The 1547-nt window shown below is 47.6% G+C and carries 3 protein-coding genes and 1 pseudogene; 3 read left to right on the top strand and 1 reads right to left on the bottom strand.

What is annotated here, in order from left to right:
• From cas1 to cas2 (JWG39_RS15965), 3 genes are all read left to right on the top strand, one after another.
• Nucleotides 1-578: CRISPR-associated endonuclease Cas1 (gene cas1, locus JWG39_RS15975; RefSeq protein WP_205220434.1), on the top strand; the 578-nt coding region annotated here is incomplete at its 5' end.
• The gene (gene cas2 / locus JWG39_RS15970; protein WP_205220433.1) at nt 575-853 is read left to right on the top strand and encodes a CRISPR-associated endonuclease Cas2; all 279 of its coding nucleotides are present in this window, start codon (nt 575-577) and stop codon (nt 851-853) included. The genes cas1 and cas2 (JWG39_RS15970), both read left to right, overlap by 4 nt.
• A 98-nt stretch (nt 854-951) precedes the next feature.
• The gene (cas2, locus tag JWG39_RS15965) at nt 952-1170 is read left to right on the top strand and encodes a CRISPR-associated endonuclease Cas2 (protein ID WP_205220432.1); all 219 of its coding nucleotides are present in this window, start codon (nt 952-954) and stop codon (nt 1168-1170) included.
• 9 nt (nt 1171-1179) lie between these two features.
• On the opposite strand, the pseudogene JWG39_RS15960 reads toward cas2 (JWG39_RS15965), so the two are convergent.
• Nucleotides 1180-1547 (bottom strand): annotated as a pseudogene (locus JWG39_RS15960) (IS1634 family transposase); the annotation flags it as partial.

The raw sequence follows: 1547 nt of genomic DNA, 5'->3' as shown, positions 1-1547 counted from the left end.
AAAAAATGAAATCTGCGCAAACACTGGATGAGCTTCGAGGCTATGAAGGATTCGCGGCAAGGAGCTATTTTCAGGGGATAGCGTCTGTCCTTGATGGCGACTGGCGGTTTTCCGGCAGAAAAAAGCATCCACCAGCGGATCCGGTAAACGCATTGCTCTCCTACGGATATACACTGCTGTACTACAACATCTATTCATTGGCCAGAGCCAGGGGCTTGAACCCTCATGTGGGTTTTCTCCATTCTATCCGCCCTGGTCATCCGGCATTGATTTCTGATTTAATAGAGGAGTTCAGGGCCATGATCGTAGATACGGTGGTCTGGAAACTGGTTATTTCTCGCAGGATCAAACCGGCTGATTTTTCTGTCGGGAAGAAATATGGCAGTGGGTGTTTGCTGGGGGAGAGCGCGAAAAATCTCTTTATCAGAGAACTGGAAAAAAAGCTGAACTCAACCCGTCAGCACCCGGTAACCAGCACGAAAATGGACTATCGCCGCTGCATGGAATATCAGGTATTGCAAATCGCTCGTGTCATTCAGGGCAGGCAGGAAAGATATCAGCCCCTGCTGTTGAAATGAGCATGTTGCGGGTTGTTACCTATGATATCTCCGACGACAAGATCCGGGGCAAGGTCGCTGGCATCCTGGGGAATTATGGTTTCCGGGTGCAGCATTCGGTTTTCGAGTGCCATCTTGACGGCGAGGAATTTGATCAGTTGAGAGTGGAGATCACAGGTCTGATTGAGGGGCAGGATTCCATACGCTGGTATTCTTTATGCAGCTGGTGCGCTGACAAGATCACCAGGCAAGGAAAGGGGGAATTGACCGGTGACGGTGATTATTTTATCGTATAGTTATGGGAACATCGAATAATCACTCCTTTACTTTGTTAGAGTTAGATTTTTCCTGTGCTCGAATATGAACGAAATTCAAGCTGTTTCAAGGGACCCTTATGTATCTCATTTGTTTTGACATAAGCGACGACAAACGATTGCGCAAGGTAGCCCGGGAAATGGAGAACTTCGGCCTTCGGGTACAGCGGTCTATCTTTGAATGCCATCTCGATGAGGACGAACTCACGGAATTGCAGAAACGGCTGGCCAGGATAATTGAGGCTGATCAGGATTCGATACGGTATTATTCACTCTGTAATAACTCACCATTCGCGTAAACTGAAAAGCTATCCGGAATTACTCTCCAGGCCGGAATAGATTTCTGGTCCCAGACCAAGGAGTTCCAACATCCTTACTTGTAACGGTGAAAGTGGTGTGACATGGTGAAAGATTTGCCCGGCTAACTCGATGATCGTCAGAGTGATTTGGGAATAGGCCTTCAGGATTCTTTCCGCTGTTGGAGAATCCGTTTCCTTCTTGGGATTTTCTGCGTGGAGGCCTGTGAGTTTTTCGCTATTTTGCTGTAATCCTCGACGAACGACAAACTCAATCAGCGTTAAGGCTCGCAAGGCTATACTCAGAAGATTTGTCAGACCTTCAACCTGGTCATTTCTTTTGACAAAGACAGGATCTAAGGAGAGCGGAGCTCCCTTGA

Origin of the sequence: Desulforhopalus vacuolatus (genome assembly GCF_016918505.1) — a bacterium.
Lineage (GTDB): Bacteria > Desulfobacterota > Desulfobulbia > Desulfobulbales > Desulfocapsaceae > Desulforhopalus > Desulforhopalus vacuolatus.
This window is presented reverse-complemented; position numbering and strand designations above follow the sequence as displayed.